Source organism: Amycolatopsis cihanbeyliensis (assembly GCF_006715045.1).
In the GTDB taxonomy this organism is placed as follows: Bacteria; Actinomycetota; Actinomycetes; order Mycobacteriales; family Pseudonocardiaceae; genus Amycolatopsis; species Amycolatopsis cihanbeyliensis.
Genome location: NZ_VFML01000002.1, coordinates 607,673 through 633,839 on the forward strand (window position 1 = coordinate 607,673; position 26,167 = coordinate 633,839).

At 70.0% G+C, this 26,167-nt stretch carries 24 protein-coding genes; 8 read left to right on the forward strand and 16 right to left on the reverse strand.

Annotation, left to right across the window (positions count from 1 at the left end; genetic code table 11):
* Positions 1-2: 2 nt before the first annotated feature.
* Entirely contained in the window at positions 3-218 is a 216-nt protein-coding gene (locus tag FB471_RS31435; RefSeq protein WP_142003455.1) for a hypothetical protein, read from the reverse strand.
* A gap of 159 nt (positions 219-377) precedes the next feature.
* On the opposite strand from FB471_RS31435, the gene FB471_RS31440 reads away from it, so the two are divergent.
* The 4 genes from FB471_RS31440 to FB471_RS31450 all read left to right on the forward strand — a co-directional run bounded on the left by FB471_RS31440 (position 378) and on the right by FB471_RS31450 (position 2,917).
* Complete coding sequence (locus tag FB471_RS31440) at positions 378-1,259, forward strand: helix-turn-helix domain-containing protein (RefSeq protein ID WP_170221065.1); 882 nt, start codon at positions 378-380, stop codon at positions 1,257-1,259.
* Positions 1,260-1,283: 24 nt separating this feature from the next.
* Positions 1,284-1,493 (forward strand): DUF397 domain-containing protein, encoded by a 210-nt coding sequence (locus FB471_RS31445; protein ID WP_142003457.1) that lies wholly within the window; start codon positions 1,284-1,286, stop codon positions 1,491-1,493.
* A 135-nt stretch (positions 1,494-1,628) separates the two neighbouring features.
* The gene (locus FB471_RS34300; RefSeq protein WP_170221066.1) at positions 1,629-1,787 is read left to right on the forward strand and encodes a hypothetical protein; all 159 of its coding nucleotides are present in this window, start codon (positions 1,629-1,631) and stop codon (positions 1,785-1,787) included.
* A gap of 170 nt (positions 1,788-1,957) precedes the next feature.
* Positions 1,958-2,917, forward strand: coding sequence for a methyltransferase domain-containing protein (locus FB471_RS31450; RefSeq protein ID WP_142003458.1), 960 nt, complete (start codon positions 1,958-1,960; stop codon positions 2,915-2,917).
* 3 nt (positions 2,918-2,920) lie between these two features.
* Here the strand turns inward: FB471_RS31450 and FB471_RS31455 are convergent, their stop codons facing one another.
* Complete coding sequence (locus FB471_RS31455; RefSeq protein ID WP_170221067.1) at positions 2,921-3,769, reverse strand: alpha/beta fold hydrolase; 849 nt, start codon at positions 3,767-3,769, stop codon at positions 2,921-2,923.
* Between the two features lie 86 nt (positions 3,770-3,855).
* Here FB471_RS31455 and FB471_RS31460 point away from each other — a divergent pair, with 86 nt between their 5' ends.
* Entirely contained in the window at positions 3,856-4,440 is a 585-nt protein-coding gene (locus tag FB471_RS31460) for a TetR/AcrR family transcriptional regulator (RefSeq protein WP_142003460.1), read from the forward strand.
* On the opposite strand, the gene proB is transcribed toward FB471_RS31460, so the two are convergent.
* The 5 genes from proB to FB471_RS31485 all read right to left on the reverse strand — a co-directional run bounded on the left by proB (position 4,430) and on the right by FB471_RS31485 (position 10,873).
* Positions 4,430-5,554 carry a glutamate 5-kinase gene (gene proB, locus FB471_RS31465; RefSeq protein ID WP_142003461.1) on the reverse strand — a complete coding sequence of 375 codons (1,125 nt, stop codon included), beginning with the start codon at positions 5,552-5,554 and terminating at the stop codon, positions 4,430-4,432. The genes FB471_RS31460 and proB overlap by 11 nt on opposite strands.
* Entirely contained in the window at positions 5,547-6,998 is a 1,452-nt protein-coding gene (obgE, locus tag FB471_RS31470) for a GTPase ObgE (protein ID WP_142003462.1), read from the reverse strand. Before obgE ends, proB begins: the two co-directional genes overlap by 8 nt.
* A 148-nt stretch (positions 6,999-7,146) precedes the next feature.
* Positions 7,147-7,404 carry a 50S ribosomal protein L27 gene (gene rpmA, locus FB471_RS31475; RefSeq protein ID WP_142003463.1) on the reverse strand — a complete coding sequence of 86 codons (258 nt, stop codon included), beginning with the start codon at positions 7,402-7,404 and terminating at the stop codon, positions 7,147-7,149.
* Between the two features lie 47 nt (positions 7,405-7,451).
* Positions 7,452-7,766 (reverse strand): 50S ribosomal protein L21, encoded by a 315-nt coding sequence (gene rplU, locus FB471_RS31480; RefSeq protein ID WP_142003464.1) that lies wholly within the window; start codon positions 7,764-7,766, stop codon positions 7,452-7,454.
* A 161-nt stretch (positions 7,767-7,927) separates the two neighbouring features.
* A complete protein-coding gene (locus tag FB471_RS31485) occupies positions 7,928-10,873 on the reverse strand; it encodes a translation initiation factor IF-2 N-terminal domain-containing protein (RefSeq protein WP_142003465.1) in 2,946 nt (981 codons plus the stop codon).
* Between the two features lie 716 nt (positions 10,874-11,589).
* Here FB471_RS31485 and FB471_RS31490 point away from each other — a divergent pair.
* A complete protein-coding gene (locus tag FB471_RS31490; protein WP_246076818.1) occupies positions 11,590-13,011 on the forward strand; it encodes a S8 family peptidase in 1,422 nt (473 codons plus the stop codon).
* 1 nt (position 13,012) lies between these two features.
* On the opposite strand, the gene FB471_RS31495 is transcribed toward FB471_RS31490, so the two are convergent.
* From FB471_RS31495 to folC, 8 genes are all read right to left on the reverse strand, one after another.
* Positions 13,013-13,843 carry an ABC transporter permease gene (locus FB471_RS31495; RefSeq protein ID WP_142003467.1) on the reverse strand — a complete coding sequence of 277 codons (831 nt, stop codon included), beginning with the start codon at positions 13,841-13,843 and terminating at the stop codon, positions 13,013-13,015.
* 173 nt (positions 13,844-14,016) lie between these two features.
* Positions 14,017-14,823 (reverse strand): ABC transporter permease, encoded by an 807-nt coding sequence (locus FB471_RS31500; protein ID WP_142003468.1) that lies wholly within the window; start codon positions 14,821-14,823, stop codon positions 14,017-14,019.
* A gap of 3 nt (positions 14,824-14,826) precedes the next feature.
* Positions 14,827-15,783, reverse strand: coding sequence for an ABC transporter ATP-binding protein (locus FB471_RS31505; RefSeq protein ID WP_142003946.1), 957 nt, complete (start codon positions 15,781-15,783; stop codon positions 14,827-14,829).
* Positions 15,784-15,836: 53 nt separating this feature from the next.
* Positions 15,837-19,250, reverse strand: a complete 3,414-nt coding sequence (locus FB471_RS31510) for a phosphodiester glycosidase family protein (protein ID WP_142003469.1) — start codon at positions 19,248-19,250, stop codon at positions 15,837-15,839.
* A gap of 166 nt (positions 19,251-19,416) precedes the next feature.
* Positions 19,417-20,982 carry an alpha/beta hydrolase gene (locus FB471_RS31515; protein ID WP_142003470.1) on the reverse strand — a complete coding sequence of 522 codons (1,566 nt, stop codon included), beginning with the start codon at positions 20,980-20,982 and terminating at the stop codon, positions 19,417-19,419.
* A gap of 126 nt (positions 20,983-21,108) precedes the next feature.
* A complete protein-coding gene (gene ndk / locus FB471_RS31520; protein ID WP_142003471.1) occupies positions 21,109-21,519 on the reverse strand; it encodes a nucleoside-diphosphate kinase in 411 nt (136 codons plus the stop codon).
* Positions 21,520-21,613: 94 nt separating this feature from the next.
* Positions 21,614-21,967: a DUF4233 domain-containing protein gene (locus FB471_RS31525; protein ID WP_142003947.1), complete on the reverse strand. Its 354-nt coding sequence runs from the start codon at positions 21,965-21,967 to the stop codon at positions 21,614-21,616.
* Positions 21,968-22,002: 35 nt separating this feature from the next.
* On the reverse strand, positions 22,003-23,502 hold the full coding sequence (folC, locus tag FB471_RS31530) for a bifunctional tetrahydrofolate synthase/dihydrofolate synthase (RefSeq protein WP_142003472.1): 1,500 nt from the start codon (positions 23,500-23,502) through the stop codon (positions 22,003-22,005).
* An 81-nt stretch (positions 23,503-23,583) separates the two neighbouring features.
* On the opposite strand from folC, the gene FB471_RS31535 reads away from it, so the two are divergent.
* Positions 23,584-24,207, forward strand: coding sequence for a class I SAM-dependent methyltransferase (locus FB471_RS31535; RefSeq protein ID WP_142003473.1), 624 nt, complete (start codon positions 23,584-23,586; stop codon positions 24,205-24,207).
* On the opposite strand, the gene FB471_RS31540 is transcribed toward FB471_RS31535, so the two are convergent.
* A complete protein-coding gene (locus FB471_RS31540) occupies positions 24,197-25,387 on the reverse strand; it encodes a cytochrome P450 (RefSeq protein WP_142003474.1) in 1,191 nt (396 codons plus the stop codon). The genes FB471_RS31535 and FB471_RS31540 overlap by 11 nt on opposite strands.
* Before the next feature lie 98 nt (positions 25,388-25,485).
* Between FB471_RS31540 and FB471_RS31545 the strand changes: the two genes are divergently transcribed.
* Positions 25,486-26,100, forward strand: a complete 615-nt coding sequence (locus FB471_RS31545) for a TetR/AcrR family transcriptional regulator (protein WP_142003475.1) — start codon at positions 25,486-25,488, stop codon at positions 26,098-26,100.
* Positions 26,101-26,167: the final 67 nt, after the last annotated feature.

Below are 26,167 nucleotides of genomic sequence, written 5' to 3' on the forward strand. Positions count from 1 at the left end.
GCTCACCCGGCCTCGCACAGCTCGGCGTGCGCCTTCGGTGCGACCTCGGCGAGCCTGCGCAGGTTGTCGCCCTCGAGGTGCAACACGAAGTCGCAGTGACTCCCGAAGAACAACGTCGCCGACCGGTCGCACGGGTTCACCTCGTACCGGATCTCGGTTCCGCTGGCGATCTCCACCCACGACTCCACCGACACGCCGGTCTGCCAGTGCAAAGCCATCTCCACCACACCCTCTCACTCTGGCGACAAACTACGCTACTCGCCGCTACGTCTCATCGAAACTGCGATATGCAGTAGATGAAGCGCAGGATCGCAACTGCGAAACGTCAATGCGACACGACCGGTGTCGCCCGAGAACCGAGACGGGGGATCACGACCATGCCCACCCCAACCGTGCGGCGGCTTCAACTGGGCAACGAGCTACGTCACCTGCGCGAACGCGCCGGAAAGACCCTCGACGAGGCCGCGAAGATCATCGACCGCAGCCCGACCTCGGCCTCCAAGCTGGAGAACGGCATCACCGGGATCAAGGCGAACGACCTACGGGCACTGATCCAGTACTACGACGCCGCGATCACCGCCGAGGGCGGCGACCCGGTTGACCTGGACTGGTACTTCGAGCTGAACAAGGGCGCGGCCAACCGCGGTAGGTGGACCGGCTACCGCTCCACCTACCCGAAGTACTTCCGCATGGCGGTCGACCTGGAAGCCGACGCCCAAGCAATCAACATCTACCAGAACGAGGTCGTCCACGGCTTGTTTCAGACCGAGGACTACATGCGAGCAATGCTGGCCGAGGCCCAGGTTCGCAAAGATGACGAGACCACCGAAGGCATGGTGCGGGCACGCCTGGCCCGGCAGCATGTGATCACGAAGGCGGGCGCACGGACGATCACCTTGGTCCTGTCTGAGTCCAGTCTGCATCGCATGATCGGCGATCCGGAACTCATGCGCGGGCAGTTGACTCACCTGGCCGACGTGGCAAAGCGCCCGAATATCCAGCTACAGATACTGCCGTTCCGATGCCGCACCGCGCCGAGCACGATGTTTCCGTTCGCCCATGTGCAGGTGGCCTCGGCAGGGCGCGAAGCTCCTCCGCTCGAGTACATCTACGTAGAGCAGTACAACAACGGTCACTATCTCGACGGTTTGCAAGACATCCGTGACTACAATGCGTTGTGGAACCGGCTGCTTGGAACAGCACTCGATCCGGTCTCCTCCCAGGAGCTCCTGCTACAGACAGCCGACCGGTTCCGGTAGATCCGTCCGCCGAAAGAGAGTCCCATGGTTCCCCACACCAACGAGTTCACCAACTGGCGCAAGGCCCGCGCCAGCGACAAGAACGGCGGAAGCTGTGTCGAGGTGGGTTATGCCGCCGATGGCCGGGTCGCCGTGCGCGACACCAAGGATCGCGGCAGGCCCCCGCACGTGTTCACCCGCGAGGAATGGCTGGCCTTCCTGGACGGTGCCAAGAACGGCGAGTTCGACGTGTAACTCACACCTGAACAACCCGTCACTAGCAGGCACGTTCGGTAGTCGCACACCGCACGGTATTCACACCGGCTACCTTGCCATGTCATCTCGCATCGGGAATCGTCAGTTGCGCAACGATAATGCGACGGAGTAATCATGGCGAGGCACGAACTTCCGGCCGATCGTGGCGATGGCCATGAGAAGGGCCGCTACACCCACGGCAACACCAAGCCGATCGAAGAGTCGAGCCCGGACAAACGCAGCAAGGACGATCGAGGCGACGACGACAGCGACCGCAACGACGACCAGCGGTGAGTTCATCGGATCCGGTCTGGCGCCGCCTGCTGACGGAGGTTTTCCGGGAATGGTTCATCTCGGAAACCATCTGGATCGACACGGCCGATGGCGAACTGGCCCTGTCGGCTGTCTCGAAAAGCACGGAACCGCAACGGTGGGCCCGGGCCATCACGGAAGATCGTTACCTGGTGACACAGGTCAACTTCGGCGCCGACCCACCCGACGGCGAGCTTCCCTGGCCGTCCAGCTCGTCCAGCATGCCCAGCATCGTGGCGATGATGCTGGAAGCGCTGGACGTGCGGCACGGGCAGAGCGTGCTGGAGATCGGCACCGGGACCGGATGGAACGCGGCCTTGCTCTCCCGCCGGGCCGGTGACGCCGGTCGAGTGGTCACCGTCGAGGTGGACCCCACCCTCGCGGAACGCGCTCGCGGCGCGCTGGATCGCGCCGGGTACTCACCAACGGTCGTGACCGGCGATGGCGCGAAAGGCTTCCCGGACGGCGCGCCGTACGACCGGATCATCGCCACCGCCTCGTTCCGGGAGGTACTGCCCGCGGCGTGGCTGGAGCAGCTCCGTCCGGGCGGACGGCTGGTCGGCCCGTGGGACAACGACTGGCTCGGCGGCATGCTCGTACTCGACAAGGACGAGGACGGCAACGCCACCGGACGATTCCGTGACCAACTGGCCTTCATGCGACTACGCGACCAGCGGGCCGCGTACTACGGCTGGGAGCCCGAGGAATCCGAGATCGAGCGGGCCGCGCTCACCGAAACCGGCTGCCGGGGCAGCGACGGGGACAACATCTTCAACCCCGAACTCGGCCGGTTCGCCATCGGCGCGCTCGTCCCGGACTGCTACCTGCACATCGACTTCAACACCCCCGCCGACTACCACCACGTGGTGGATCTCGACGACGGCTTCGCCCGCTCCTTCGCCCGGATGTACTGGGACGTCAACACACCAACGCATTACCAGGTGCGGCAGCTCGGACCGCGCAAGCTGTGGGACGAGGTGGAGGCCGCCTACGACTGGTGGCACGACAACGACGAACCCGGAATGGAACGGTTCGGCCTGGAAATCCGCGACGGCAAACAATGGCTATGGCTGGACCACCCGGACCACGTTGTCCGGGTGGTCACCGGCTAAACGTCACGAGCGTGGGTGGCCCATGATCCGGTCCCGGAGGAAGGTGGGCTCCACCAGGTCGAGTCCGTGCGAGGTGTCCACGATCTCGGTCTCGACGCCGGGAGCCAGCCGGGCGAGCCTGGCTTGTACCTCCCGGGCGTCGTGTAGGGGGCTCCGCCCGGCGAGGATGATCCGGGTGGGTACCGAGATCCCCCGCAGCCCCTCGTCGGTGAAGTCGCCGATCATGAACGCTTTCATCCGGAATGGCAGCTGCGCGATCATCAGCCGCCGGATCGCGGGATCCACGAACCCGCTGTACTTCGAGTCCGCCTTGATCCGCCGGCGCAGGAAACCGGGCAGGAACATCGTCAGCAACCCCGTCCAGAGGTAGCCGTACACCCTGAGCCATGACCTGAAGAAGCCAGCCGGGTCGAAGGCGGTCACCCGGGAAACCCGCTCCGGCCGGTGGATCGCCTGGTTGAGCGCGAGCCAGCCGCCGCGCGATAGCCCCACAAGGTGGACCTTGTCGTGCCCCACGCTGTCCAGTACCTCGGCCAGCCAGTCCGCGTTGGCCCGCGCGTCGGGCATCGGTGCTGTCTGCACGGAGCGGCCCGGCTCGCCCATCGAGTCCACCGCGTACAGCACGTGGTCACGACCAAGTTCGGCCGCGTACCGTTGCCACATCAGGGATGTAACGGTAAAGCCGTGCAGCAGGACGAGCGGCTCGCCGTCACCCCCGCTGCGCCGCACGTAGGTCGGCCCGAAGGACGTCTCGACCGTCAGGTCCTCGTAGGGCAACGGCCAGTCCAGGATCGCGTCGTACACCTCCGCGTAGCGCTTCCTCGCCTTGTCGTTGGCGAAACCGCTGATCACCATGGCATCCCCGCGGTTTTATCGTGCAGTTGCACTATAAAATAGCGGGGGCCAGATTGCCAACACCCATATGGCAGAGTGATTCCGTGCCGAAGCGTGTGGATCACGAGAAACGTCGCAGGGAGATCATCCAGGCGCTGTGGCGCATCGCCGCCGAAGGCGGCCTACCGGCCGTCACGCTGCGCCGGGTCGCCGCGGAGGCAGGCGTGTCGATGAATCTGGTGCAGTACTACTTCACCACCAAGGACCAGCTGATCTGTTACGGCCTGGAAGGCATCATCGAGGTGGCCGTGGCACGGATGACGGCGGACATCGACGCCGCCACGGGCTCCGGTGATCCCCGGGCCGTCCTGCGGGCTGCCCTGGTCAGCCAGCTGCCTGCCGACGAGGACAGCAGGCAGACCTCAGCCGTGTACTACGCCTACGTGCTCTACGCCGTGACCGACCAGAATGTACGGGAACTGCTCAGCGGGATCCCACGGGAACTCGCGTCCCCACTCGTGCCGCTGGTGGAGAAGTCGCAGCCGGAAGGCATCGACCCGCTCATCGAGGTGCAAAGCCTCATCGCGCTGACCACCGGGCTGGCCGTGAGCATCCTCATCGGCTCGTACACCACGGGGGAAGCGGTGGCGTTCATCGATTACCGGCTGGACCGGCTGTTCACCGCATAGACCGTGACCGGCGCAGCGGCACCAGGTCGTCGGCATGCACGACCTCGCGACGGTGCTCGGCGGGGAGATCGTGGGTGGATCGCCCGATCATGGCAGGCAGTTCGGCCACGTCGAAGGCCACCACTCCGCGGGCGACCACCTCCTGCGCCGGATCGACCAGATCCACCACGTCGCCTGCCTGGAAGTCGCCGTCGACGCCGGTGACACCGGCCGCGAGCAGGGAGCGCCTGCGGCCGATCACGGCGGCGACCGCGCCATCGTCCAGATGCAACCGCCCGGTCGCGCCGGCGGCATAGCCGAGCCAGAACCGGCGCGCGGACAGCCGGGAACCCGCGGCCTGGAACGCGGTGCCGACGTCGGCGGCCGCCAGCGCACGGGATGCCTCGGTGGCCGCGGCCAGCAGCACCGGGATGCCCGCCGCCGCGGCGGTGCGCGCGGCGGCCAGTTTGGACACCATTCCCCCGGTGCCGAGCCCGGAGCTGGACATGCCGACGGTCAGGCCTTCGATATCCGACTCCCCCGTGACCTCGGTGACCTTGCGCGTCGCACCGTCGCGGGGATCCCCGTCATACAAGGCATCCACATCGGACAGGAGTACCAGGCCATCGGCGCCGATGAGGTGCGCCACCAGCGCGGCGAGCCGGTCGTTGTCGCCGAACCGGATCTCCTCGGTGGCGACGGTGTCGTTCTCGTTCACCACCGGAACCGCGCCGAGCGCCAGCAACCGGGAGAAGGTGCGCTCGGCGTTGCGGTAGTGCGCGCGCCGCACCACGTCGTCGGAGGTCAGCAACACCTGCCCGACCGTGAGCGCGTAGCGGCCGAAGGACTCGGCGTAGGCGTGCGCCAGTGCGAGCTGGCCCACGCTGGCGGCCGCCTGCTGGGTGGCCAGGTCCCGCGGCCGGGTACCCAGCGCGAGCGGCGCGAGCCCGGCTCCGATGGCGCCACTGGACACCAGCACGAGCTGGCTGCCCCCGGTCACCCTGGCCGCGACCGCGTCCACCAGCGCGTCGAGCCTGGACACGTCCAGGCCGTCGCCGGCCGTGGTGAGTGCGGTGGAACCGACCTTGACCACCAGGCGTTTCGCGGTCGCGATCGCCTGCCGGGTGTTACTCACGCTCGGCATCCTCGTCGGACGTACTTTCCCTGCGCAGCCGGCGGGCCTCCTTGCGCTCGGCCGCACCGACCCGGCCGTGTTCTTCCAGCCGGGTGTCCGTGCCGCGGCCGGACATCCGCATGGCGACCCCGGCCGGGGTGGACGGTTCCCATTCGAACGTGCGGTCGCCGATGGTCACCGGGCTGCCGGGCTGTGCGCCCTGGCGAGCCAGCTCTTCCTCCACGCCGAGCCGGTTGAGCCGGTCGGCGAGGTAACCGATGGCCTCGTCGTTGCCGAAGTCGGTCTGCCGAATCCAGCGCTCCGGGCGCGGGCCACGCACGATGAACCCGCCCGGCTCCTCCGGGTCCGGTTCGACGGTGAACCCACTGTCGTCCACGGCCGCGGGCCGCACGACCACCTTGGTCGGTGCCGCGGCCGGCTGCTCGGCGCGGTATTCCTCGACCACGGCGGCCAGCGCGTAGCTGAGCTCCTTGAGCCCCTGCCGGGTGGCGGTGGACACCTCGAACACCCGCAGCCCGCGTGCCGCGAGGTCCGGCCGCACCAGTTCGGCGAGCTCGGCCGCCTCGGGAACGTCCACTTTGTTCAGCACCACGATCCGCGGCCGCTGCGCCAGCTCCCCACCGAGGCTGGGGGTGTACTGGGCCAGCTCGTCCTCCAGCGCGTCCATATCGGACATCGGGTCGCGACCCGCCTCGTAGGTCGCGCAGTCGATGACGTGCACCAGGACGGCGCACCGCTCGATATGCCGGAGGAAGTCGAGACCGAGTCCCTTGCCGGCGCTGGCCCCGGGAATCAGGCCGGGCACGTCGGCCATGGTGAACACGGTCTCACCCGCGGTGACGACGCCGAGGTTGGGCACCAGCGTGGTGAACGGGTAGTCCGCGATCTTCGGTCGGGCCGCCGACAGCACCGAGATCAGCGAGGACTTGCCGGCCGAGGGGAATCCCAGCAGGCCGACATCGGCCACCGACCGCAGCTCTAGTACCAGGTCGCGGGCCTGGCCGGGCTCGCCGAGCAGGGCGAAACCCGGTGCTTTGCGGGCACGGGAGGCAAGGGCGGCGTTGCCGAGCCCGCCGCGGCCGCCCTTGGCCGCGACGAACGTGGTTCCGGGGCCGGTCAGGTCGGCGATCAGCTCGCCGTCCTCGGCCAGCACGACGGTTCCGTCCGGGACCCGCAGCTCGAGCGGTTCGCCCGCGGCGCCCGCGCGGTGGCCGCCCTGACCCTGCTTGCCGTTGCCGGCGCGGGCGTGCGGCCGGAAGTGGAAGTCCAGCAGGGTGTGCACCCCGGGGTCCACGACGAGTACCACATCGCCGCCGTTCCCACCGTTGCCACCGTCCGGGCCGCCGAGTGGTTTGAACTTCTCCCGATGCACCGAGGCGCAGCCGTTCCCACCGTTGCCGGCGGCCAGATGGATCACCGCACGGTCAACGAACCGGGACGCCATGTCCATACCCTTTCGACAGTTTCCCACCACCCGCACCGCCCATCGTAGGAGCGGGTCGGTGGTGGTCGGGCGACGTAAACGAGGGGCGGGCCGGAACGTGTGTCCGGACCCGCCCCTCGTCAGGTGCTCGCGTGGGTAGCGGCCGGGCTCAGGCCTCGGCCGACACGATGTTGACCGTCTTGCGGCCGCGCTTGTGGCCGAACTCGACGGAACCCGAGGACAGCGCGAACAGGGTGTCATCGCCGCCGCGGCCGACGTTCACACCGGGGTGGAACTTCGTGCCGCGCTGGCGGACCAGGATCTCGCCTGCCTTGACGACCTGACCGCCGAACCGCTTCACGCCGAGGTACTGCGGGTTGGAGTCACGGCCGTTGCGAGAGCTGGACGCACCTTTCTTGTGTGCCATGGCTGGTCACTACTCCTTTGAAAGCAAGTCCTTTAAAAGCAACAGCCTTACTTGTTGATACCGGTGACCTCGACGCGGGTCAGCCGCTGACGGTGACCCTGCCGCTTCTGGTAGCCGGTCTTGTTCTTGAACTTGTGGATGCGAATCTTGGGGCCTTTGGCCTGCTCGACGACCTTGCCGATGACCGAGACCTTCGCCAGCGCGTCAGCGTCCGTGGTGACCTCGCCGCCATCGACATACAGCACGGCGGGGAAGGTGTGCTCGGTGCCCGGCTCGCCCTCGAGCTTTTCGACCTCGACGACGTCGCCGACGGCCACCTTGTACTGCTTACCGCCGGTCTTGACGATCGCGTACGCCGACACGGAAGTCTCCTGCTTACTCGACAATGGGTGAGGGCTCGCACGACCGGCCCACCGCAGGCGGTCCTGGGTCGCGCAATGTGGCCCGCAACTACCGGCGGGCCACATAACAGCTTACGTGCTGCCCGGGGTCGCCGTTGAACCGGGGTCGCCACCGTTCTTCATCAGCTCTGGTCCGAGGCATCGACCGGCGGCCCGGCCGGGCGCGAGGCGGCCCTCCGGGTGCGACGGCCGGTCGGCCGCGAGGCCGGGGCCGGCGCGGCGGACCCGCCGCTCGGCACGGCCGCACCGGCCTCCGCGGGCTTCGGTGCCTCGGCGGCGGACTCGGCCTGCGTAACCTGCGCGGCCTGCGCGGACTCCGGCACCTCCGACGATCCGGCCGGCTCGGGAGACGCGGCCGCCTCCGGCACCTCCTGGTCCCGGTAGTGACCGTTCCGGGCGTGCTGCTCGGGCTGCGCCTGATCCGCCTGGGGTTCCTGCTTGCTCGTCCGGTCCTCGTCCGGGCCCTTCGCCGCGGCCGCCTTCGAGGCGCTGGCCATGGCCTGCACGGCGGTGGCCACCGACTCCCGCTGCTCCGGGGTCGGCCCGGAGGACGCCTCGCCACGCTGCTCGGCAGGCGCGGGCTCCTCAGCACCCTTACCGCGGCCCCGGGACCGGCGCGAGCCGCCGTGTTGCTGCGCACCGCTGTTGCCGTTGCCGCGATGCGGCTCGGTGGACACCGTCAGGCCACGGCCCTTGCAGTGCTCGCAGGTGCCGGAGAAGGCCTCCAGCAAGCCGGTGCCGATCCGCTTGCGGGTCATCTGCACCAGCCCGAGCGAGGTCACCTCGGCGACCTGATGCCGGGTACGGTCCCGCCCGAGGCACTCGGTAAGCCTGCGCAGGACGAGGTCGCGGTTCGACTCCAGCACCATGTCGATGAAGTCGATCACGATGATCCCGCCGATGTCCCGCAGCCGCAGCTGGCGGACGATCTCCTCGGCCGACTCGAGGTTGTTGCGAGTGACCGTCTCCTCGAGGTTGCCGCCGGACCCGGTGAACTTGCCGGTGTTCACGTCGATCACGGTCATCGCCTCGGTGCGGTCGATGACCAGGTAACCACCGGAGGGCAGCCACACCTTGCGGTCGAGCGCCTTGGTGATCTGCTCGTCGATCCGGTAGTCGGCGAAGACGTCCCCCTTGCCGGTGTACCGGTTGAGCCGTTCGGTGAGGTCGGGCGCCACGTGCTGCACGTAGGCGTTGATGGTCTCCCAGGCGGTACCGCCCTGCACCTCCAGCTTGGCGAAGTCCTCGGTGAACAGGTCGCGCACCACCTTGACCAGGAGGTCCGGCTCCTCGTAGAGCATCGTGGGCGCCCCGGTCTTCTTCTGCTTGCCCGATCCGGAACCGGCCGAACTCGCCCTCTCCTTGATGACGTCCCACTGGGCCTTCAGCCGCCGCACGTCCCGGCCGAGTTCCTCCTCGCTGATGCCCTCCGAGGCGGTGCGAATGATCACACCGGCGTCTTCGGGGACGATTCGCTTGAGGATGTCCTTCAGCCTGCGCCGCTCGGTCTCCGGCAGCTTGCGGGAGATGCCGGTGGCGCCACCGGCGGGCACATACACCAGGAACCGGCCCGGCAGCGATATCTGGGTGGTGAGCCGGGCACCCTTGTGCCCGACCGGGTCCTTGGTGACCTGCACCAGCACGCTGTCGCCGGTGGACAGCGCCTGCTCGATCTTGCGCGCCTTGCCCTCCAGCCCGGCGGCGTCCCAGTCGACCTCGCCTGCGTACAGCACGGCGTTGCGGCCGCGGCCGATGTCGATGAAGGCCGCCTCCATCGAGGGCAGCACGTTCTGCACCCGGCCGAGGTAGACGTTGCCCACGATGGAACCGCTGCCGGCCGAGGTCACGAAGTGCTCGACGAGCACCCCGTCCTCCAGCACGCCGATCTGGGTGGTGTCGCCCTTCTCCGCGACGACCATGGTGCGCTCGACCGACTCGCGGCGGGCCAGGAACTCCGACTCGGACAGGATCGGTGCGCGGCGGCGCCCGGCCTCCCTGCCGTCCCGCCTGCGCTGCCGCTTGGCCTCCAGCCGGGTGGAGCCACGCACGCTGCGCACGCCGTCCCGCTGCTTGTCGTTCTGTTTGTCCTGTTTGTCCTGTTTGTCGTTGCCTTCGCCCTTGCTCTCGCGGACATGCACCACGGTGTTCGGCGGGTCGTCCTGCGGGGAGCCATCGGCCGAGTCGCCGTCCCCGCCCTTGCGGCGCCGGCGACGGCGGCGGCGACGGCTAGCCTCGCTGTCCTCGGCATCGGCGCCCTCACCGGCGGCCGCATCCTTGTCCTTTTTGTCCTTGTCGTCCTTTTTGGCCGCCTTGTCGGACTTGTCGGACTTCTTGTCCTTGTTGGTGTCCTTGTTGTCCTTGCCAGCGGTGTCCTTGCCAGCGGTGTCCTTCTTGCCGCCGTCGTCCTTGCTCGCGGCCTGCCCGGTCTCACCGGGCTCACCCGGTTCGCCACCGTCGTCCTGGTATCCCTCGGCGGAGCCGTCCTCGGCACCCTTGCCGCGCCCGCGGCCACGGCGACCCCGGCGCCGACGGCGGCGGGCACCGCCGTCGGCATCGCCGTCCTCCCCGTCATCGTCGACATCGTGACCAGCGGATTCCTGCTCATCCGACGGCTGACCGGCCGGCTCCTCGTCCGCGGGGACGGGCTGCGGGCTCTCCCCGGCGGCCGGCTCGGGCGGCAGGAAGACCGGGGAGGGCGCGGCGAACACCGGCACATGCGGGCGGCGCGCCGACTTCTCCTGCCCCGGCTCGCTCCCCGCGGGGGCGGCCGAGACCTGCTCAACCGGTTGTGTGTCCGATGTCACCGTTTCGTTCTGTTCCTCGGGCGTGCCGCCGACCCCGAGAGCCTCGCCGACCCGCAGGGCGACCTCACGCGGGACGCTGGACTGCGCGCTGCGCACGCTCTCCCCCAGCTCGGTGAGTTGCCCCAGCACTTCCCTGCTGCTCGAACCGAGCAACTTGGCGAGGGCGTGCACCCTGATCCGCGCGGGCAACTCGGCCAGCGGGCCGGCTGCGGGTGTGGCGGCGGTCCCGCCGGTGTTCTCGGCGGGTGTCTCCGCGTTCGACATACATCTCCTCCGCCCCCGGGCGCGTCCACCGGCCCGGTGCCGACGTCGAGACCGTCTCGACACCGACACCGGCCGGCTGGACGCGGCCGCGCAGGGGCCCTTTCCTGTTTTGGTCCACCACCGGTGTGCACCGGCGGCGGGAATCCTCTGGTCAGTCCTCGAGTCGCGCGCGTGATGGGCCGTGCACGTCGGTCGTGCCCACCTCACCAGCATCCAGCCGCCACGAGCAACGCTGGGCCGAGTCCGGACGGACCCGATCGGCTGGACTGCGCATAACCCTCCTTGTTCACACCACGGTAGGCGCCGGGCACTCCCGGATGCCCCCGGTGGCAGGTCCACTCGGCGATGCACCGGCCGAACTCCCCGGCTGTTCGCCGCCTCCCATATCGTCCAGCCACCGGGCACCTCACGTGGTCCCGGCGGCGACGTCATGGCGCTCGTCCGGTACGTCACCGGGCCATCGGACCATCGCACACCTCGCCTGCCGAGGTGCCAACGGACCAGTAGCCGTCACCGAGTATCCCATACCGGAGGCGTACCGATAGGTACTCGGTGCCGCACGACCGCGCACCTACCACCGGCCGGGCGAACTTTGCCCGATCGCTTGTCCGCTCCCGGTGAGGTGGCTACCGTGCGCCTCGGAGCGGCCCACCGGCGGTCGACAACGGCCATCCCGGTGCAGGCAGCACCCCAGCGCCCCATCCATGGAGGTTCCGGTGTCCGTGCTGCGGTTCACCAACGCGGCACTCGCCTGCGCGATACTGGTGTTGTCCGGTCAGGCATCAGCAGCCGGCGCCCCGCCCGACGAGGAACCCGCATGTAGTAACAGTGGGCACAGCCTACGCTACGTTGTGTTATTCGACCGTTCAACCCCGCAACGCACGGCCGGCGAGCGGGTGGCCACGGCCTGCGGTGCGATGACGACGTACTATCCCGAGATCGGGGTGGCCATCGCCACCTCGGCGGACCAGCGGTTCGCCGAGCACATCGGTCCGGACAGGGCATTCAGCGCGGAGGCCGACCGGCTGGCCGCAGAACCCGGCGGGCACTCGGCGACCCTGCCGGACGACCCGCGCGGGCCACGGCCGGGTGCGGTGCCGACCGGCGACCGCACCGGCGAGCAGTGGAACATGAAGGCGATCCATGCGGACTGGGCGCGACGGGTCAACCCCGGCAGGCGGGACGTGGTGGTCGGCGTGCTCGACTCCGGGATCGACCCCACACACCCCGACCTCCGGGCCGCGGTGGATCCCGCCCGCTCCGCGAGCTGCCTGACCGGCACACCGGACACCGCGCGGTCGGCCTGGCAGCCGGGTGCCTCCGCACACGGCACCCATGTGGCGGGGATCATCGCGGCCGCGGACGACGGCCACGGAATCAGCGGGGTCGCCCCCGGTGTCCGGCTGGCCTCGATCCGGGTCATCGACGATGGTGGACACGTCGACCCCGCGGCCGCGGTATGCGGGTTCATGTGGGCCGCCGAGCAGGACATGACCGTCACCAACAGTAGTTTCTTCGTCGATCCATGGTCACTGTCCTGCCGACTCGACGACCGGCAGCGGGTAGCGCGCGAGGCGGTCGGTCGCGCCGTGGAGTACGCGCACGCCGTCGGCACGCTGAACGTCGCCGCCGCCACCAACGAGGCGATCAACCTGACCCCCTCGCCGCGAAGCGGGGACCAGCGGCCACGGGAACGCGGCGGCTGTGAGGCACTGCCCGCCGGGCTGCGCGACGTGCTGACGGTGTCCGCGGTGACCGGCGACGGGGTGAAGTCGGGTTACAGCTCCTACGGCCTGGGTGTGGTCGACGTGGCAGCCCCTGGCGGTAGCGCGGACCACTGCGTGCTGTCCACCGTTCCCGGTGGCTACGCGTCACGCTGCGGCACCTCGATGGCCGCGCCGCATGTGGCGGGGGTGGCGGCGCTGATGGCCTCCGCCGCACCCGGCCGATCCGCGGCCGGGCTGGCCCGCACGCTCGGCGAGGAGGCCACGCCGATCCCCTGCCCGACCGACTACGACCTCACCGGGGACGGCAGGCAGGACGCCTACTGCGCCGGGTACCGCGACTACAACGGTTTCTACGGGCACGGCATGGTGGACGCCTTCGCAGCGGCCGGCAATGCCGTGAGCCGACCGTGAACTAACGCAGCAACAGCGTGCCGATCCGGCGCGCGGTGGCCCATGCCCCGAGGCCGGCCAGAGCCAGTAGGTACACCGTGTGGCCGATCATGCTGGGGTCCAGCACCCCGGTGGCGAACCCGCGTGCCAACTCCACCCCGTGGTAAAGGGGGATGCACTGCACCACGACCTGGAGCGGCTCGGGGTACACCGACAGCGGGAAGAAGGTCGTGGAGAACAGGAACATCGGGATCAGCGCGAGCTGGATGAACTCGAACTGCGAGGGTGACCGCAGGAAGGTGGCGCAGGCCATCCCGATCGCCGCGAAGGCGAACGCGACCAGCACGGCCACCGGGACCAGCAGCAGGGCCCAGGGCGAGGTGACCAGGCCCATCACCGCCATCACCGCGAAGAACGCGACCGAGTACATCCCGCCGCGCAACACCGCCCAGCCGATTTCCCCGATCGCGATGTCCAGCGGACCCACCGGGGTGGACAGCATCGCCTCATACAGCTTGGACCAGCGGAACTTGAAGAACACGCCGAAGGTCGCGTCGAAGACCGCGCCGTTCATCGCCGAGGACACCAGCAGTGCGGGGGCGACGAAAGACACGTAGCTCAGTACCTGGCCACCGGGGCCGGCCACCTCGTTGACCAGCTTGCCGAAGCCGACCTGGAAGGCGAGCAGGTAGAATAGTGGCTCCAGCACCCCGGAGGCGAACACCAGCCAGGCCCGCGAGTACACCAGCATGGAGCGCTCGAGCAGCGCACTCACCCGGCCGGAGTAGAGCGCGGGCGGGAGCACCCGGAGCAACAGGCCCTGCCGGGTGGGCGATTCCACGGAAGTCGACACGGCCACTCAGTGCCTATCCCGCAAACGCGCGACACGATCGGCTCGGCCGGGCTCGGCCTTCATCACGACTGCCACCTCCGCAGATCGTGCGCCCGGCCTCGCCACTCGTGGGCTCCGCCGCGCGCGTTCTCCCGCTTACCTCAAACAGCTACGTTCAGCTCACGAACAGCCGCTCAGACCACCAGCCGCCGGTAGAACCAGTGCCGGGCCACGAGTACCCCTGCCAGCAGGACGGCACCGAGAAACGCCACGTGCCCCAACGCCGGCAGCGGCTCGAGGCCGCCGAAGGCCGCCCCGCGCGCCAGCTCGTTGCCATGCCACAGCGGCGAGATCCAGGCCAGCCAGCGCAGGCCCATGGGGATCTGCGTGATCGGGAAGAAGGTCCCGGCGAACAGCGTCATCGGCATGACCACGAACCGGAACACCGCGGCGAACCGCTCCCCCTCGTCGAAGGTGCTCGCGGCCAGCGCCATCACCGGTGCCGCGCAGGCCAGCCCCGTACCCACGCCGACCGGCACGATCAGCAGGACGCCCAGGTCGAGCCAGGCACCGAACAGGCTCGCGATCAACACGTAGATCACGGCGGCGAGCAGCAGCCGCATGCCGACCCAGAGCAACTGCCCGCCCAGCAACTGCCCCGGGGTGATCGGGGTGGCGGTGACCGCGATGTAGTCCTTCTGCCACTTGAACCCGGACAGCACCGGGTAGCTGGACTCCCCGACCGCGAACATCATCGACCCGGACACCAGCAGCGCGGGGGCCACGTAGTGCAGGTAGGACAGCCCACCGGTGGCCGCCCCCGGCTGCACCTGAGAGCCGAAACCGAGGCCCATCGCGGCCAGGAAGAGCACCGGCTGCAGGCCCGAGGAGTACAGGCTCGAGGTCCAGTAGCGCCGGTACCAGACCCAGTGGCCCTCGACCCGCAGCCACATCGCCCGCACCGGGCCGACCACCCGTCCGGTTGATTCCACCGTTGCCATCGGTCAGTCCACCAGCGTCCGGCCGGTCAGCCGGAGGAACACGTCCTCCAGTGAGCTGCGGCGCACCAGGCTGGAGACCGGGCGCAGTCCGCGCGCGTGCGCCTTCTCCAGTGCGGACTCCCCCGCGTCGGTGTAGAGCAGGATCCGATCCGGCAGCACCTCGACCCGTTGCGCGAGTCCCTCCACCGAGCCGGCCGCGTCCTGCTGGGTCCCGGCGGCGAACCGCAGCTCGAGCACCTCCCGCGTGGAGTAGCGGGCGATGAGCTCGGCGGGCGCGCCCTCCGCGGCGATCCGCCCGCCGTCCATCACCACCAGCCGGTCGCACAGCTGCTCGGCCTCGTCCATGTAGTGGGTGGTGATGATCAACGTGACGCCCCGTGACTTCAGCCGGAACAACCGGTCCCACAGCAGGTGCCGCGCCTGCGGGTCGAGCCCGGTGGTCGGTTCGTCCAGCAACAGCAGCTCCGGGTCGTTCACCAGCGACCTGGCGATCGTCAGCCGGCGCTTCATCCCACCGGACAGCGACTCGACCTCGTCCTGCGCGCGGTCGGTGAGCTGCGCGAAGTCCATCAGCTCGGTGGCCTTCTCCCGCACCCAGGAACGGGAGAGGCCGAAGTAGCGGCCGTAGACCTGCAGGTTCTGCCGGACGGTCAGCTCACCGTCCAGGTTGTCCTGCTGGGGCACCACGCCGAGCCGTGCCCTGATCCGCGGCCCCTCCCGGTCGGGATCACGGCCGAGGACCGCGAGGTCACCGTCCGAGCGGGGCGAGACGCAGGCGATCATCCGCATCGTCGAGGACTTGCCCGCACCGTTCGGGCCGAGAAACCCGAAAGCCTCGCCCTGCCGGACGTGGAAGTCGATCCCGCGCACGGCCTCGAACTCGCCGAACCGCTTGACCAGGGCCTTGCCACGCACCAGTGACTCGCCGGTGCCCCCATCGCTGTCCACGAAGGTCACCATAGGACCGGCCACCGACAAGAATCCAACGGATAACCGGCGGCCGGGGCCTGACGCTACCCGATGCGCACGGTCAGCAGCCTGCTCTCCCCGCTCACCGTGACCCGCAGCCGCGCGGTCCCCTGGCGCAGGGCGGTGAGCATGCCGGTAGCGGGATCGAAGGAGGCCACGTCCCGGTGCGACGGACTGGTGCCGCCCCACGGCGACGGTTCCACGACGTGCGTGCGGCCCTCGCCCACCCAGTCCGCACTCACCGGGTAGGTCACCGGGACGCTCCGCTCGCCCTGCCGCACGCTCGCGGTCACCCGCGCGCTCTCCCGCGGAGCCAGCCCGCTCGGGCCGTCCAGCACGAGCTCGTCGACATGTGCCCTCGTCTCGATCCGGACCTGCTGCCGCGCGCCGGGGTCGACCCGCAGCAGGCTCCACCCGGTGAACCCGCCGTCACCGGGTGCGGCGGCGGGTGCCTTGCCCGCGTTCCCGTTCACCAGGTACGGCACCCCGTCGACCCGGGAAAGGTCGAACACGCCGGCATGCGCGGTGACCACCCCGGCCGGCTTACCGGACCGCTGCTCGAACCCGGTCAGCCAGTCGGTCACCAGCTCGGCCTCCTTGCGGTCGGCCAGCTGCGAGTTTCCGGTCGGCCCGGGATCGGCGATCGGGTGGTGCATGGCCACCAGTACCCCGCGCACGGCGGGGTCCTCGCGGGCGCCGTCCAGCGCCGAGCGCAACATCCGCACCTGCTCGAACCCGCCGGCCCGCAGGCTGCCGCGCGACGTGTCCAGGAGCACCAGGCGGATGCCCTCGAGATCGACCACCCGGTGGGTGGCGCCGAACTCCGCGCTGAACTCGCTGAGCCCGTGCCCGCCGTCGGCCTCGTGGTTGCCCGGCAGGTAGTACCAGGGCACCTTGCCGGCAAGCTCCCTGTCGATGACCGAGCGGGCCAGGTCGAAGTCCGGAGCGGTGCCGCGATCGACGAAGTCACCGTTGATCAGTACGACGTCCGGCCGTGCGGCCACCGCCTCCCGCAACGAGCGCCGGGCCTGGTCCACCAGCGGACCGTCCGGGTCGTCGGCGGTGAACTGGGCGTCGTTGACCACCGCGACCCGCAGACCGCCCGTGCCCGCCACCCCGTCGGTCACCAGCGAGGCGTCCCGTTCGGGCGGGTCGGCGGGTACCTCCACGGCGGGCGCGACCCCGGCGCTGAGGTCGTCGAACACCAGCCTGCCCTGGTACTGCCGCTCGGCGGCGGTCTCCACAGCGTAGAACCTGACCAGCCGCTGCCCGTCCGGCAGACCCGCGGGGACGGCGCCCTCCACGTACCGCCAGCCGGTCCAGTCCACACTGAGCGACAAGTCCACAATGGACCTTACTCCGGAGGCGTCGCGCAGTTCGCCGCGCAGCCAGGCTCCGTTGCCGTCACCCTTGACCCAGACCCCGATCTTCTTGGTCCCGGAAGGCAACGCGATCGGCTCGCGCGCGTTGACGTAGGCGGCGCGAGTGGCGTTGGTACCGGTGAGCCGGTAGTCCATGGCGAGGCCGCGACCGCCTTCCCGGCCGTCCACTTCGGACAGAGCCGCGCCGACGACGCTCGGGTACACGCTGGCGTGCCAGCCCGCCACATCGTCCAATGGCGACAGCACCCGGTTCTCGCTGCCGACCGAGGCAGCCAGGTTGGTACTGAGTCCCGCGGCATGGGCGGTGATCGCCGTGGCGCCGGATTCGGCTGTGGCCGTGACTCGGAACCCGTCACCATCCGGTTCCACCCGTACCACCCTCGAGTCGTAGTCGAGTCGCACGTCCTCGGGCTCGATCCAGGTACCGTACCCATCGGCGTCGTAGCCGTAGACCTGGAAACGGCCGCTGGCGCCGGGCCCGGACAGCGCCACCTGCTCGGTGCTGCCGCCCAGCCGCACCGGACTGCCGAGCACCGTGAGCGTGGTGCGGTCCAGTGCCCCGCGGCCGGCCGCGTACACGTCCACCTCGGCATGCCGCGCGGGGTCGAACCAGTCCCGCCGCGCGGTGAACTCGGACCCGTTCATGTTGCCCCGCAACGGGTTCGTGGTGAACCAGAACGGCCGCGCCGGCACCGGCGCGCCGGTCTCGTCGTGCCCGCGGGCGACGAGCTCGCGGGACAGTCCGGACAGCACCCGCCCGCCGTCCTCGGTCTCCTGAGCGGGACGCGGGGCGAAGCCGGTCAGCCCGCCGCTGCCCGGCTCCGTGCTGATTCCGAACCCGTTCGGCACCGGGCGCTGCCGGCCGTCCGAAGGCGAGTTGCGGACCTCGGCTTCCCGCTCACCCCGTTCCCTGGCCAGCAGGGTGGAGGAACCGCCGCCGTCCAGGTTGATCGCGTCATGCGCGCCGAGGGACTTCATGTGCCTGGCCAGTTCCAGCTCGGTCATGCCGCGGCTGTCGGCCTGCCTACCGTCGATCGTGACCAGCCACATCCTGCCGCCGTCGGCGGAGAAACCGACCGCGGTGCGTGGGTGCGCCGCCACGGCGTCCACCGGTTGGATCTCGCCATCGGCGACCAGCACCCGGTTCCCGCCGACGGCCACCGCGATCTCCCCCGCGTCGCTGCGCGGGGCGTAGCGCACCTCGAGCCGGTCACCCGCGCGCAGCCCGGCCAGCGCGTCCACCCCCGCGTCCCTGGCCAGCAGCACCATGCTGCCCGCGGGCACCGGGCCCTCGGCGGGTCCGCCGCGCACCCGCGTCACCACGCCGTCGCGCAGTTCCACCTCGAGCACCCGCTCGGCGCCCGCTACCGCGGTGCGCCGGGATGCCTTGCCCCACAGCGGGGTGTACAGCCCGATGCCGTCCGCGGCGACCTTCGCGCCGTTCAGGTTGGTCACGGCGACCCGCTCGCCACCCGGCAGGGTGAGCGAGGCGCGCAGGAACACCTCGGCCAACCGCGCCTTGCCCTCCTCGGTGACCGTGGCGGTGAGGTTGTGTCCGGACGCGGGAGCGGTCCGCAACTCGCCGTCGTCGATACCGACCCCCAGCGGCGCGCCGGTGGCGCTGATGTCGAAGAAGTCGCCGTTCACCCCGGCCACCGCGCCGGCACTGGCGGCCTGCTCGGACAGCGGGGTCCGAGCGGACACCGTGCCCGGGCTCAGGTAGCTCGGCCGCAGCGAGCCGGAATCGAGATCGACGGCCACGGTGTCACCGCGGACCCAGCCACGCGGGTCGAACCGATCGAACTCGGTGAGCCGCAGCCCTGGCGCCACCGGCGTGGTCGAACTGCTGGTGACCAGGCCGTCATCCGCGGTCGACCGTGCCGAGGGGGCGGCCGGCAGGTAGGTGGCCGGGCCCTCGCCCGAGGAGGAGGCCGCCGGTGCCGACTCGGCGGGCGGCGGCCCGAGCGGGGCGGCGAGTGGGTCAGCGGCGACCGGCGCGACCGGGAGCAGCAGGACGAGCGCGACGGCCCCGAGAGCGACGGAACGTGAATTCTTCACAAACTTCCCCAGCACCATGAGACTCAATGTCTAGACCATTGAACCCTGTCCGGGTCCACGGGGGAAGACCCGCGGGTGAACGGCGGGGGAACCTTCACTCCTGCGGGGTGGCCCGCAGGCTCGTCCCTGTGTGCGTGGCCCGTTCCCGCGAGACATGCCGGAACGGGCCACGCACAGCGGTGGGTCAGGGGGTGGCCACCGGGTCGAAGGGCGCACGGTCCGGCTGGCACACCGTGCCCTCGGTCGGCAGCTTGCCGTCGATGAAGTAGCTGTCCATCGCGGAGTCGATGCAGGCGCTGTAGCCACGCGCGCCGTGCCCGAACGAGTCCAGCGTGAGCAGCCGGGCGTCGCCGAGCAACGTCGAGGTTCGCACCGCGTCCTCGTACGGCGTGGCCGGATCACCCTGGCCGTTGCCGATGACCAGTACCGGACTCGCGGTCTCCCGGTCCCACGGACCGGCGTAGTGGTCGCGGTCGTATCCCGTCCAAGTGGCACACGGCAGCGAGAGCCAGGTCCACGCCGAGCCGAACCCGCGAGCCTGCCGGTCGGCCGTGCGGGCGTACCGGGACCACACGTACGGGTTCCCCGGATTGCTGGAGTCCGAGCACATCACGGCGAGGCCCTGCTCCGGCCCGGTGTGGCGGGCCTGGTAACCGGGTCCCGGAGCGGGCTCCGGGATCTCGGCGACCGGGGCACTGCTCAACCGGGTGTCCGGGGCGATGGCCTGGTGCAAGGCCTGCAGGAAGTCCGCGAGCGCCGGGGCGGCCAGGGCACTGTAGAGCGCGCCCTGGACGCTGCCGATCGCGTCCTGGTAGGTGACCTCGGTCGTGGACCCGTCCGGCGCGCTGATCGTGATCGGCTCGCGCTCCAGGTGATCGAGGATCCGGTTGTACTTGGCCAGCAGGTCCGTGCCCGGTTCCCGGAAGGCGCAGCGCTCGTCGTCGGCACAGGCGTCCAGGAAGGAGGTCAACGCGCGCTGCGATCCGTTGTGGCTGCCGAGCCGGTAGGAGAACGGCTGGAAACGTTCCCGCGGCTGGTAGCCGGTGGTCCATTCCACCGGGTCGAGCACGGCGTCGATGGCCAGCGCCCGCACCCGCTCCGGGAACAGGTTCGCGTACACGGCGCCGAGGTGCGTGCCGTAGGAGATGCCGTAGTAGGAGATCTGCCGTTCGCCGAACGCCTGGCGGAGCAGGTCCATGTCCCGCGCGACGTTCGCCGTGGACATGTGGTCGAGCAGCGGCCCCGCGTTCTCCGCGCAGAGCTCGCTCGCCTTGCTGGTGTCCTCGACCCGCTGCCGCACCTCAGCGGGCGTGACCGGGAACTGGCCGCCGAGCAGTTGCGCGTCCTCCGGGTCCCCGAAGCAACGCAGCGGCGTGCTCGAGCCGATGCCGCGCGGATCGAAGCCGACGATGTCGAAGCGTTCGTGCAGGCTCTCGGTGAGCTTCGGCGGGATACGTCCCGAGCCCCCGGGTCCGCCCGGGTTGTAGAGGATGGTGCCGATCTTGTTCGCCTGGTCCTTGGCGGGCAACCTGCCGACGGCAAGGGTGATGCTCTGCCCGTGCGGCTGCCGGTACGACAACGGGACCTCGGCCTCGGCGCACTCGTATCCCGGGGGATAGTTCTCGCCGCACGAATCCCAGGCCACTTCCGGCACGGGCGCCCCGTTGGTGCTCAGTACTCGCGGTTGCGCCGCCGCGGAGGCCTGCCCGGTGGTGATCAGGCCCGCCGCGAGCAGCATCGAGCCGAACATCGCGAGACACCGCCGACCACGAATCGGTGAAAGTCCCACCTTCCCAACCCCTTCCCGGAAACCGGTTGCCGATCGTGTCGGCGACCCTATCGGCATCCGGCGCACCGATGCCAGGGCGACCGTGGATCAGCGGTCGGGGAACCAGAGCTTGAGCTCGCGCTCGGCGGACTCGGGCGAGTCGGAGCCGTGCACCAGGTTGAACTGCGTCTCCAGGGCGAAGTCGCCACGCAACGTGCCGGGGGTCGCCTTCTCCACCGGGTCGGTGCCGCCGGCGAGCTGGCGGAATGCCGTGATGGCACGCGGACCCTCGACGATCATGGCGACCACCGGGCCGGAGGTGATGAACTCCAGCAGCTCGCCGAAGAACGGCTTCTCCTTGTGCTCGGCGTAGTGCTCCTCGGCGATCGACCGCTCCACCTCACGCAGCTCCAGTGCGGCGACGGTGAGGCCCTTGCGCTCGATACGGCTGATGACCTCACCGATCAACCCCCGCTCGACGCCGTCGGGCTTGACCAGGACCAGGGTGCGCTCACTCACGACCGTGCTTCTCCTCGAGTAGACATGAAAACCGTGCTGTTGCCGCGCAGCCTAGCGAGCCGGTCACCGTCACCATGGACGCAGGGTCCGCTCTCTACCCCTGCTGCTGGCTCGGCAGCCTGCCCTCGGCCTTCCGGCGGGCCACATCGCGGCGCAGCCAGAACAGCCACAGCCAGATCGCCAGGAACAGCACGCCGATGACGGCCACCGCGGGTAGCCAGACCACGAACCCGATCAGCGCGACCTGCAGTGCGAGCACCGCCCAACTCACCCACGGCCTGCGCAGGAAACCGCAGCAGAGGATGAGCGCCACCGCGATCGCACCGACCGTCCAGGCCTGCCCGCTGGCGATCCCGTCGCCGAGCGTGCCGACCACCGGCAGCGCCAGCCCGACCACGATCGCCTCGATCACCAGCGAACCCGCCATCACCCCGCGAAAGGACCTCATCGGATCCCGCGGCTGCGCGGGTTCCTGCTGCTCGCTCACTGCGGCTCCTTGCCGAGCAGGGTGCGGGCCTGGCCCGCCGTCACCACCGATCCGGTGATCAGGACGCCCCCGCCCGCGAGCGGCTCCTCCGGATCGTCGGGTTGCTCCACCAGGCCGATCGCGGTCTCCACCGCGGCGTCCAGGGCCGGTTCGGCGACCACCCGCTCCTCCCCGAACACCGCGACCGCCAGCTCGGCCAGCTCCGCTACCGGCATCGCCCGCGGCGACTCGGGGCGGGTCACCACGATCTCCGAGACCACCGGTTCGATCGCCTCCAGGATTCCCCGCGCGTCCTTGTCGCCCAGCACGCCGACGACCGCGGCGAGCCTGCGGAACGCGAACTCCTCGGCCACCGTGGTGGCGAGTGCCCTGGCTCCGTGCGGGTTGTGCGCGGCGTCCAGCAACACCGTGGGCGCCGCCCGCACGCGTTCCAGCCTGCCGGGGGTCGTCACCTCGGCGAAGGCCTCGCGCACCGCCTCCACCACGAGCTGCCGCTCCTGACCCGCACCGAAGAACGCCTCCACCGCGGCCAGCGCGAGCGAGGCATTGGCCGCCTGATGCGCGCCGTGCAGCGGCAGGAAGATCTCGTCGTAGACCCCGCCGAGCCCCCGCAGCCGCAGCAGCTGCCCACCGACGGCGATCTCGCGGGACAGCACGGTGAACTCGCTGCCTGCCCGTGCCACGGTCGCGTCCACGTCCACGGCACGCTCCAGCAGCACCCGCTCCACCTCGGGATCCTGCTCGGCGAGCACCGCCACACCGCCCGGCTTGATGATCCCGGCCTTCTCCCGCGCGATCCCGGCCAGGTCACTGCCGAGGTACTCGATGTGGTCGATACCGACCGGCGCGACCACGGCGACCTGCGCGTCGGCGACGTTGGTGGCGTCCCAGGTACCACCGAGGCCGACCTCCAGCACCGCCGCCTCCACCGGGGCGTCGGCGAAGGCGGCGAAGGCCATGCCGGTGAGCACCTCGAACTTGCTCATCGCGGGTTCGCCCGGCCCGGCCGCGTTGTCCACCATGGACACGAACGGGGCAACATCGCGGTAGGTGTCCACATAGGTCGCCGGGGAGACCGGCTCCCCGTCGACGCTGATCCGCTCGGTGACCAGTTGCAGGTGCGGGCTGGTGTAGCGCCCCACCCGCAGCCCCATCCTGGTGAGCAATGCCTCGATCATCCGGGCGGTGGAGCTCTTGCCGTTGGTGCCGGACACCTGCAGCACGGGGTAGCCCTTCTGCGGGTCACCCAGCAGGTCGAGCAGCGCGGTGATGCGGGTGAGCGAGGGCTCGATCCTCGTCTCCGGCCAGCGCTCGTTCAGCTCGTCCTCGACCACGGCCAGCTCGTAGCGAGCCTGCTCGGCCCTGGCCGCCTCGCCGATGACCGGTTCCTCGGACTCCTCCTCGGGGTCGTCCGGCAGCGGCCCGGCGACGAAGTTGGCACCGGCCGAGAGCTCCGGGGGAAACTCCTGGTCGTCGGACGACTCACCTGACGGCACACACACTCCCAACACATGAACTCGTGCCTTCTCGTGGACGGGAGTGAGTCTACGTGCGCGTGTTCTGGCAGTTTGGGGTGCGTGCCGTTCAGTCACAATGATCACTACCACCCGCTGCTACTGCGTCGGTTGCCCGCCGGGGCGCGGAGCGCCCTGGACGTCGGCTGCGGAACCGGCACCCTCGCCCGCAGGCTGGCCGCGCGCGGGATCGACGTGGACGGCGTCGATCCCGCGGCCGAAGTGATCGACATGGCCAGGGCGCTCGGCTCACCCGGGCCCGGACGGATCAGCTACCACCGGGCCGACGTCCGCGAGCACGCCCTTCCCGCCGGGTACTACGACTACATCTCCTGCCTGGCTTCCCTGCACCACATGCCGTTCGGCACGGTCACCATGCTGCGGGACGCTCTCGCGCCCGGCGGGGTGCTGGTCGTCCTCGGGCCGGCCAAGCCCCGCGCGGTGACCGACTGGGGCACCTGGATCGCCGCCGCCCCGGCGAACCTGGTGGCCCGCGGGATCGTGGCCGCCGCGGAACGGCTGAACGGTGGGCCCGAGCCGCGGGTGCGGGCGCCGGTCAGCGACTGGGACGAGTCGATGACCGACGTCCGGCGGAACGCGGCCCGGCTACTGCCCGGCAGCACCGTGCGGACCCTGCTGTTCTGGCGGTACCTGCTGACCTATCGCGAGCCGGCGGTCACCAGCTGACCGGGAGCCGGTGCACCCCGTAGATGCCCATGTCGGTACGCAGTGGCACCTGCTCCGGCTCCACCGCGAGCCGCAGCCCGGGGAACCGCCGGAACAGCTCCGCGTAGCCGACCCGCATCTCGATCCGCGCGAGTTGCTGGCCGAGACACTGGTGCAGCCCATGGCCGAAGGCGAGGTGGCCCCCGGCATCACCCCGGCCCAGGTCCAGGGTGTCCGGATCCGCGAACCGGGCCGGGTCGCGGTTCGCCGCCGGCAGCGCGACCGCGACCGACTCGCCCGCGCGGATCAGCCGCCCGTCCAGCTCGACGTCCTCGACGGCGGTGCGCACCAGCCCCTGGTGGATGATGGTGAGGTAGCGCAGCAGTTCCTCCACCACCCCTTCGATCGGCACGGTGCCCGCACGCAACGCCGCCGCCTGCTCGGGACGCCGCAAGAGCGCGAACGTACCGAGGGCGAGCATGTTCGCGGTGGTCTCGTGCCCCGCGATCAGCAGCAGGAAGGCGATCGTGGCCAGCTCGTCGCCGGTCAAGACACCACCGGCGATCAGCCCGCTGAGCAGATCGTCGGCGGGTTCGGCCTGCTTGTGGCGGACCAGCTCGCCCAGGTAGGTCAGCAGCGAGCGCGCGGAGGCCGAGGCTTCCTCGTCGGTGGCGTCCAGGCTGAGCACGATCGCGCTGTTGCGCTGAAACTCGTCCCGGTCGGCGTACGGCACGCCGAGCAACTCGCAGATGACCAAGGACGGGATCGGTAACGCGAAGTCCTGCACCAGCTCGGCGGGCGGGCCCGCCTGCGCCATCGTGTCCAGGTGCTCGGCCACGATCTGCTCGATCCTCGGCACCAGCTGGTTCATCCTGCGCACGGTGAACTGCCCGGTGAGCAGCTTTCGGTACCGGGTGTGCTCCGGCGGGTCCATCCCGATGAAGAAGCCCGGCCGGGCCGGCTCGCCCGCCCGGATGTCCTCCACCTTCGGCCTGCGCACCACCGAGCGCCGCACCTCAAGGTCCGAGCTGAACCGGGGGTCGGCCAGCACCGCCTTGGCCAAAGCGTGTGTGGTCACCATCCACCCGAGGTGCCCGTCCGGGTAGGCGAGCCTGCTCAGCGGCTCCTCGGTACGCACCTCGGCCAGCTCCGGCGGCGGATCGAACGGGTTGGGGCGCTGGTGCGGGTATGTCCGGGTCATGCCTCTCCCTACGACGCGCGACGTGACAGTTACCACCAAACATCACAAGCTTGATTTTTACAAGGAGTGTAATTTTTTTGCCGTTGTAAGATGCTCCGATGGTGGAGACGGTCGGACTGCGCGAGCGCAAGAAGCAGCGCACGCGGCAGGCGTTGGTCGAGGCCGCGATGCGCCTGTTCCAGGAGAAGGGCTACGAGCGGACCACGGTGGCCGAGATCGCCGACGCGGCAGGGGTGTCCACGAAGACGCTGTTCAACTACTTCCCCGGGAAGGAAGAACTCATCTTCGGCCACCGCAGGGAACGTGTCGACTCGCTGCGGGACCGGATCGCGGCACGCGGCGAGGGTGAGCAGCCCGCCGACCTGCTCACCCGGGTCGTCGAGGAGTTACTGACCTCGATCATGGCGACCGGCGACGAACCCGGTTTCGAGCTGAACCTCGAGCAGGCCCGGTTGATCATGGCGGTGCCGGAGCTGCGGGCACGCTCGCTGCAGTTGCTGGTCGACGCGCAGCAACGGCTCGCCGCCGCGCTGCACGCCGCCTACCCGGACCGGTACGACCCGATCACCGCGGCCGCCACGATCGGCGTCCTGGTGGGCGCGATGCACGCGGCGATGACCGCGAGCCTGGCCCGGGCGGACTCACTCGAGCAGACGATGCTCGCGACCCGCCGGGCGGTCGAGATCGCCCGGGCCGGAATCGGGGCGAACTGACCCCGATCGGGCGCAGCGCGCGGGGCGGTGTGTCGGCTAGGAACGTAGGCAGGCCGATCAAAGGGGA